The sequence below is a fragment of the Candidatus Eisenbacteria bacterium genome (assembly GCA_005893275.1).
In the GTDB taxonomy this organism is placed as follows: domain Bacteria; phylum Eisenbacteria; class RBG-16-71-46; order SZUA-252; family SZUA-252; genus WS-7.
Genome location: VBOW01000011.1, coordinates 1 through 8,237, shown reverse-complemented (window position 1 = coordinate 8,237; position 8,237 = coordinate 1). Strand labels below are relative to the sequence as shown.

Below are 8,237 nucleotides of genomic sequence, written 5' to 3'. Positions count from 1 at the left end.
GGAAGGGCCGCCTGGTCCTGGTGGGCGGGACCGAGAGCATGAGCCGGGTCCCCTACCTCCTCGACCGCGCGCGGAGCGGGTATAGGCTCGGTCATGCGCCGCTCGCCGACGGGATGTACCGCGACGGATTCCTCGATCCGATCTGTGGGCTTCTCATGGGTGAGACCGCCGAGAAGCTCGCGGATGAATATAAGATCGATCGCGCGGAGCAGGACGCGTTCGCGCTCGAAAGCCAGCGCCGCGCGGCGGCCGCCATGCGGGAGGGGCGTTTCGAGCGTGAAATCGTCCCGGTGACGGTCGCGGGAAGAAAAGGGGAGGAGCGCACGGTGTCGGCGGATGAGCACCCCAGGGCGGACACGACGCTCGAGGATCTGGCGAAGCTTCCGCCGGTGTTCCGGAGCGGCGGCACGGTCCACGCGGGGAACTCCTCGGGAATCACCGACGGGGCGGCCTCGCTGGTGCTTGCGGCCGAAAGCGTCGCGCGCGAGCGCGGACTCGACGCCCTGGCATGGGTCGGGGAGAGCGAGGTGGTCGGGGTAGATCCTGCGATCATGGGGATCGGGCCCGTGCCCGCGACGCGCCGGCTCCTCGAGAAAACCAAGCGGTCGCTGGACGACTTCGACCTGATCGAGCTGAACGAGGCCTTCGCGGCGCAGGTCTTGGCGTGCGACCGCGAGCTCCACATGGATCGAAGCAGGCTCAACGTCAACGGAGGAGCGATCGCGCTGGGCCATCCGATCGGATGCACCGGCGCGCGCATCGTGACCACCCTCGTTCATGAGATGAAGCGCCGGCGGGCCGCGCTGGGCCTCGCGACATTGTGCGTGAGCGGCGGGCTTGGGATCGCGCTCGAATTGAGCCAAGGAGGAACCTGAGCATGGCCGCGTTGAAGCGTGTCGGGGTGGTGGGCTGCGGTCTCATGGGCTCCGGGATCGCCCAGGTTTCCGCGCAAGCTCGGATCGAGACCATCGTGCGCGAGGTGGACCAGCCGACGCTCGAGAAGGGGCTCGGTCGGATCCGGAAATTCCTGGAAGACGGGATCGCGAAGGGGAAGGCGACCGCCGAGGAGAGGGACCGGATCCTCGGAAACATCAAAGGAACCACGAAGCTCGAGGACCTCGCTCCCTGCGAGCTGGTCGTGGAGGCGGTGGTCGAGAATATCGCCGCCAAGCGCGAGGTGTTCTCCGCGCTCGACCGGATCGTCCAGCCCACGGCGGTGCTCGCGAGCAACACATCCTCCCTGGCCATCACGGAGATCGCGGCGACCACCGGCCGGCCGGAGCGCGTGCTCGGGCTGCATTTCTTCAACCCCGTTCCGCTCATGAAGCTCGTCGAGATCATCCGCGCGCTCCCGACGTCGGACCAGGCGTTCGAGCGCGCCCGCGGTTTCGTCGAGCAGCTCGGGAAAACGGCGGTCGCATGCAAGGACACGCCCGGCTTCGTCGTGAACCGGCTCCTCGTGCCCTACCTGTTGGACGCGGTGAGGCTGCTTGAATCGGGGCTCGCGTCGCGGGAAGATATCGACAACGGCATGAAGCTGGGCTGCGGCTACCCGATGGGGCCCTTGACGCTTCTCGACTTCGTCGGTCTGGACACGACCTACTACATCGCCAACATCATGTTCGAGGAGTTCCGCCAGCCCCACTTCGCCCCGCCGCCACTCTTGAAAAGGATGGTGCTGGCGGGGTACATGGGCCGAAAGTCGGGCCGCGGCTTCTACGACTACACCAAGTCCTAATACGGAAAGCAGGTACCTCACATGGCGCGCGAAGAAATCGTGATCCTGAACGGGGCGAGGACCCCGATGACCGAGTGGGTTGGGGGCCGCGCCGGAAATGGGAAACCGGGCGGCGCGCTCAAGGATGTCTCCGCGATCGATCTGGGAGCCGTCGCCGCGAAAGCGGCGCTCGAGCGCTCGAAGGTGCCCCCCGAGATCCTCGACCACATCGTGATGGGGAACGCGCTCCAAACGAGCGGCGACGCTCTCTACGGGGCGCGCCACGTCGGGCTCAAAGCCGGCGTCCCGGTGCCGGTTCCGGCGCTCACCGTGAACCGGCTCTGCGGCTCGGGGATCCAGTCGGTCGTCTCGGCGGCGCAGATGATTCTCCTCGGCGAAGCCAACTTCGTGCTGGCCGGGGGCATGGAAAACCTGAGCCAGGCTCCCTTCGTCATCCGGGGCGCACGCACGGGGATCAAGCTGGGGCAGGGCGCGCTCGAGGACACGCTGATGGTCGCGCTGAGGGATTCCTACTGCGGCTGCTACATGGCGCAGACCTCGGACAATCTCGCGCGCAGGTACAAGATCACCCGCGAGGAGCAGGACGCCTACGCGCTCCGGAGCATCACCGAGGGACGGCGCGCGATCGACTCCTGCCTCCTGAGCGAGGAGATCGTGCCGGTCCTGCCGCCCGGACGGGACCCGAAGCCGGTGGAGAAGGATGATCACTGCTTCGAGGGCGCCACGCGGGAAGGGCTCGCAAAGCTCCCGCCCGCGTTCGGCAAGGAGAGCTTCGTCACGGCGGGAAACGCGAGCGGAATCGTCGACGGGGCCGCGGCGGTCGTCGTCACGAGCGCGCGGCACGCCGAGAAGCGCGATCTGAAGCCCATCGGGCGGATCGCGTCCTGGGCCGCGACCGGCGTGGACCCGGACGTGATGGGGATCGGGCCGGTCCCCGCGACCCGCGCGGCTTTGAAGCAGGTCGGCTTGAGCGTCGATGACGTGGATCTCTTCGAGATCAACGAGGCATTCGCCGGCCAGTATCTCGCGGTCGAGAAGGAGCTGGGGAACCCGCGCGAGAAGACGAACGTCAACGGCGGGGCGATCGCGCTGGGGCATCCTCTCGGCGCGACCGGGACGCGGCTCATCCTGACGCTTCTCTACGAGCTGAGACGCCGGAAGAAGCGCTGGGGCGTGGCCACAGCCTGCATTGGCGGAGGCCAGGGCATCGCCGCGGTCCTAGAATCGCTTCCGTGAGCCACCCCAGCGAGCGGGATCTGATCTACGACTGGAACGTGGGGGATGGAGTCCCAGGGCGCCCACCCCGGCGCGTCCAGGTCGTGGACGAGACCCTTCGGGATGGGCTCCAGTCACCCTCCGTCACCGATCCCCCGATCGCGGACAAGATCCGCGCGCTCCACCTCCAGGCCCGCATCGGAGTGCACGGAAACGACATCGGCCTGCCCGGGGCGGGCCCGCGGGCCAGGGAGGCCACGTTCCACCTTGCAAAGGAGATCGTGAGCGCGAAGCTTGCGATCGAGCCCTACTGCGCCGCGCGGACGCTCAAGGCCGATATCGATCCCATCATCGAGATCACCCAGAAGACCGGTCTCAGGATCGAAGCGGCCACCTTCATAGGCTCGAGCCCGATCCGCCAATATGCCGAGGATTGGGACCTCGAGCGCATGCTCCGGCATACCGAGGAGGCGGTCACGTACTCGGTCCGGAACGGCGTTCCCGTCATGTACGTGACGGAGGACACCACCCGCGCCCGCCCGGAAATCCTGCGCAGGCTCTACATCACCGCGATCGAATGCGGCGCCCGTCGCGTCTGCGTCTCCGACACGGTCGGGCACGCGACGCCGGAAGGTGCCGCGCGGGTCGTCCGGTTCATGCGCGAGGTGGTGGACGGCACCGGAGAGAAAGTCGGTGTGGACTGGCACGGCCACCGCGACCGCGACCTGGCGGTCGCGAATGCGCTCGCTGCCCTGAGCGCGGGCGCCGATCGCGTGCACGGTACGATCCTGGGCATCGGGGAGCGGGTCGGGAACGCGCCGCTCGATCTGATTCTCGTGAACTTGAAGCTCTTGGGCTGGCTCGACAGCGACCTGACGGCGCTCCCGGAATATTGCGATCTCGTATCGCGTGCCTGCCGGGTGCCGCTCCCCTACAACTACCCTGCCCTGGGCCGCGATGCGTTCCGAACGGCGACGGGCGTTCACGCCGCCGCGGTGATCAAGGCGAGGAAAAAGGGGGACGCCTGGCTCGCGGACCGGGTCTATTCCAGCGTCCCCGCCGATTGGCTCGGCCTCAAGCAGCAGATCGACGTGGGCCCGATGTGCGGGGAGTCGAACGTGATCTGCTGGCTGGTCGAGCACGGCGAGGAGGCCGAACCCAAGCTGGTCGAGCATATCTTCAAGCTCGCGAAGCAGCGGGAGGCCGTCTTCGAGGACGGCGAGCTCCTGGATCTCGTCCGGGCGTTCAAGAAGGCCCGGGCGGGGGCCCGCATTGGCTAAGTCCTACCGGATCGCGATCCTACCCGGAGACGGGATCGGCCCCGAGGTAACAGCCGAGGCGGTCGAGACGCTCCGCCTGATCGCCGAAATTCGGGGCTTCCCCCTCGAGCTCACCCCGTATCCCTTCGGCGCGGAGCACTACCTCAGAACCAAGGAAACGTTCCCCGCCACGGCGCTCGAGGAGATGCGCGGCCAGGACGCGATCCTCGTCGGAGCGATCGGCGATCCGAGGCTCCCCATCGGGCTGCTGGAGAGGGCGATCATCTCCGGAATCCGGTTCGGCCTCGACCTCTATGTCAACCTCCGCCCGATCAAGCTCTTCGCCGCGGACCTGTGTCCGCTCAAGGGAAAGGGCCCCGAGCACATCGACATGATGGTGGTCCGCGAGAACACCGAGGACGTCTACGCGGGAATCGGAGGGTTTCTGAAAAAGGGAACGCCCGATGAGGTCGCGGTCCAGGAGATGATCTTCACGCGGAAGGGCGTGGACCGCGTGATCCGGTATGCGTTCGACCTCGCCCGCCGCCGAGCGAAGGCGCGAAAGCTCACGCTGGTCGATAAGGCCAACGCGGTGGGGGCGATGGATCTCTGGACGCGCGCGTTCGAGGAGGTCGGCCGCGAGTTTCCCGACATCGCCCGGGAGCACGCCTACATCGACGCCGCGTGCATGTGGATGGTCAAGGACCCGGAAAGCTTCGACACCATCGTGGTCTCGAACATGTTCGGCGACATCCTGACCGACCTGGGGGCAGCCATCCAGGGGGGCATGGGGATCGCCGCGTCCGGGAACATCCACCCGGGCCGGGTCTCCATGTTCGAGCCGATCCACGGCTCCGCCCCCAAGCACGCGGGAAGGAACGTTGCGTCGCCCATCGGCTCCATCCTCGCGGCGCAAATGCTCTTGGAGCACATCGGGGAGAAAGAGGGGGGGGAGTTGATCGAGGAGTCGGTGGCCGAGCTTTTCGCGACCGGACAGTTGCGCTCGGCGGGCACGGACAGCGGGGTCGGGACACGGGAGCAGGGGGAGGCGGTCCGGCGGTCGGTCCGGCGGCGCGCGGCCACGCCGACGTAACGGGTATCTGCTTCTGGGCCTTGAATTGTGGCCGTGTTTCTGCTAAAATTGATCGGTCTCATGAAACCGTAGGGTTCTCAACTCGCTCGGCCAACAGGATAGTGAGATCCCGCCGTTGCTCACTGTTTCGCCTCAAGCGTCCCTGTGGCTGCGCATACCTGCCGGGGGGCGCGATCTCCACCCATCGAAATTCTCGTCGACTTTCCCTCTACAACCGTAGTGGTCCATTCATCCAATGCCAGAGGAGGGATTCATGAAGGCCGCGGTACGACTGGTTGCTCTCGGGGTGCTCATTTCGGCGTGCTTCGCCGGGACCGCGACGGCTCAGTACATCAAGATCCTCTCGGATAATCCGACCGACAACACGAAGATGAGGGCGACGGGGACAACGATCCTGACAATCATCCTCGACAGCAGCCACGATAAGAACGGGTCGCCTCAGACCTGTAACTCCCACACGTCCCCGCCGGCGACGTGCGGGGCGGCCCCCGATACCAGACCGCTCGACGTTGGCTCCTACACGATCCTCCTGGCGCGCACCGGGGGAGGCACGGTGACCTGGGGGACGTTTACGCCCGCGGACGCGGCGTACACGCCGTTTGGGGGTCAAAAGACCACCGATCACGACTGCAGTATTGATTTTCAGCGCACATTCGGGACGTTCACGCCCGCGGGTTTGTTCACGATCGGTTCGATTCCGGTGACGATTCTTTCTGGGAGCCCCGGGGTCGAAGTCGCGAATCACCCGATCGACGCGGATCCGAATCTACCGACCACATTCGTGGGCACGCCGAATTGCGATGGGTTTGTGTTGGGGTTCAACTCGTACCTCCTTGGGGATCCGAACGTTGCTTGCTCGGGCGACTGGTACGACCGGGATGGGGTGTCTGGGCCGACGGGTGGAAACGCCTTCCCGGACATCACGGCTCCCGCGACGGCTTCGGCCGCCGAGGGCACGGCCATGACGCCCATCATGGCGACCGCGACCGATGCCGACGCGACCAACACGCTGACGATCACCCAGTCCGGTAAGCCTGCCGACTTGACGTTCACGTCGACCCCCGGCGTCTCGCCGCGCACCGCCACGATCTCCGGGACCCCCGGATTCAGCGATGCCGGTTCCTACAACATCCTCTGGCGGGTCAGCGACGGAGCCGGAGGCACGGACAGCACGAATACCGTTTTGACGATCGCGAACACCAATCAAGCTCCGACGCTCAGCCAGCCGGCGAACATGACCGTGAACGAGGGCGTGACGGCGGATCAGGCGATCACGGGAACCGATCCCGACGGGGACGCGTTGACGTTCACGAAGACCGCGGGACCGACGTACGTGACGGTCACCACGACGAACGCCACGACGGGGAGTATCCACCTGATGCCCGGGTTCTCGGACGCCGGGACGGCGGCGGCCACGGTGCGCGCCAGCGACGGCTCCTTGAACAGCGATAAGACGCTTACGGTCACCGTGAACAACGTGAACCGGCCGCCGACCTTGGGCACGATCACCAACATGACCGTGACCGAGGGGGGTACGGCGGATCAGGCGCTGACCGGATTCGATCCGGACGGCACCGCCCTCACGTTCACGAAGGCGACAGGGCCGGCGTTCATGACGGTCACCACGACGAACGCCACAACGGGCAGCGTCCACCTCGCGCCGGCCTCCGGCGACGCGGCGGGCTCGCCCTATTCGGCGTCCGCCTCCGCTTCGGATGGATCGCTGAGCGACACGAAGAGCTTCTCGATCACGGTGAATGCGGGGGTGCCGCAGAACCGCGCTCCGACCCTGAACGCGATTGCGAACATGACGGTGGCTCAGGCTGGGACGGCGGATCAGGTGATCACGGGGTCGGATGCGGACGGCAACGCCTTGACGTTTGCGAAGAGCGCGGGGCCGACGTTCGTGACGGTGACGACGACCAACCCGACCACCGGAAACGTCCATGCTGCGCCCGGGTTTGGGGACGCGGCGGGACCCTACCCGGTCACTGTGACGGCCACCGACAACGGCACACCGGCTTTGAGCGACAGCAAGTCGTTCACGGTGACGGTGACCGCCGGTGCGAACCGCGCTCCGACGCTGAACGCGATTGCGAACATGACGGTGGACGAAGGGGCGACGGCGAATCAGGTGATCACGGGGAGTGATCCGGACGGCGACGCTCTTACGTTCGCGAAGGGCGCCGGGCCGGCGTATATGACGGTGACGACCACCAACGCCACGTCGGGGAGCATCCACCTGGCGCCCGGGTTCTCGGATTCGGGGACCGCGGCGGCGACGGTGACGGCCACCGACAACGGCTCACCGCCTTTGAGCGACAGCAAGTCGTTCACGATCACGGTGAACAACGTAAACCGCGGTCCGTCGCTGAACGCGGTTGCGAACATGACGGTGACCGAGGGGGGTACGGCGGACCAGATCATCACGGGGAGCGATCCGGACGGGGACGCCTTGACGTTCACGAAGGCGACGGGGCCGGCGTTCATGACGGTCACGACGACGAACGCCACGACGGGGAGCGTCCACGTCGCGCCGGGCACCGGTGACGCGGTGGGGTCGCCCTATTCGGCGTCCGCCTCCGCTTCGGATGGATCGCTGAGTGATACGAAGAGCTTCTCGATCACGGTGAATGCGGCGGCGCCCGGGAACCGTGCTCCGACGCTGAACGCGATTGCGAACATGACGGTGGACGAGGGGGCGACGGCGGATCAGGTGATCACGGGGAGCGATCCGGACGGGGACGCCTTGACGTTCACGAAGGCCGCGGGGCCGGGGTACGTGACGGTCACGACGACGAACGCCACGACGGGAAGTATCCACCTGGCGCCCGGGTTCTCGGATTCGGGGACCGCGGCGGCTACGGTTCGGGCGAGCGACGGGGCGTTGAGCGATGAGAAGTCGTTCACGATCACGGTGAGCAACGTAAAC

At 66.6% G+C, this 8,237-nt stretch carries 6 protein-coding genes; all 6 read left to right on the top strand.

What is annotated here, in order from left to right:
- A partial coding sequence (locus tag E6K76_00730) for a thiolase family protein (GenBank protein TMQ60774.1) occupies positions 1-875 on the top strand: 875 nt, incomplete at its 5' end.
- Between the two features lie 2 nt (positions 876-877).
- Positions 878-1,738: a 3-hydroxybutyryl-CoA dehydrogenase gene (locus tag E6K76_00725; protein TMQ60773.1), complete on the top strand. Its 861-nt coding sequence runs from the start codon at positions 878-880 to the stop codon at positions 1,736-1,738.
- A gap of 21 nt (positions 1,739-1,759) precedes the next feature.
- Positions 1,760-2,974, top strand: a complete 1,215-nt coding sequence (locus tag E6K76_00720) for an acetyl-CoA C-acetyltransferase (protein ID TMQ60772.1) — start codon at positions 1,760-1,762, stop codon at positions 2,972-2,974.
- A complete protein-coding gene (locus tag E6K76_00715; GenBank protein ID TMQ60771.1) occupies positions 2,905-4,233 on the top strand; it encodes a 2-isopropylmalate synthase in 1,329 nt (442 codons plus the stop codon). The genes E6K76_00720 and E6K76_00715 overlap by 70 nt, the downstream gene beginning before the upstream one ends.
- Positions 4,226-5,305 carry a 3-isopropylmalate dehydrogenase gene (locus E6K76_00710; GenBank protein ID TMQ60770.1) on the top strand — a complete coding sequence of 360 codons (1,080 nt, stop codon included), beginning with the start codon at positions 4,226-4,228 and terminating at the stop codon, positions 5,303-5,305. The genes E6K76_00715 and E6K76_00710 overlap by 8 nt, the downstream gene beginning before the upstream one ends.
- A 253-nt stretch (positions 5,306-5,558) precedes the next feature.
- On the top strand, positions 5,559-8,237 hold a 2,679-nt coding region (locus E6K76_00705), incomplete at its 3' end, for a hypothetical protein (protein TMQ60769.1).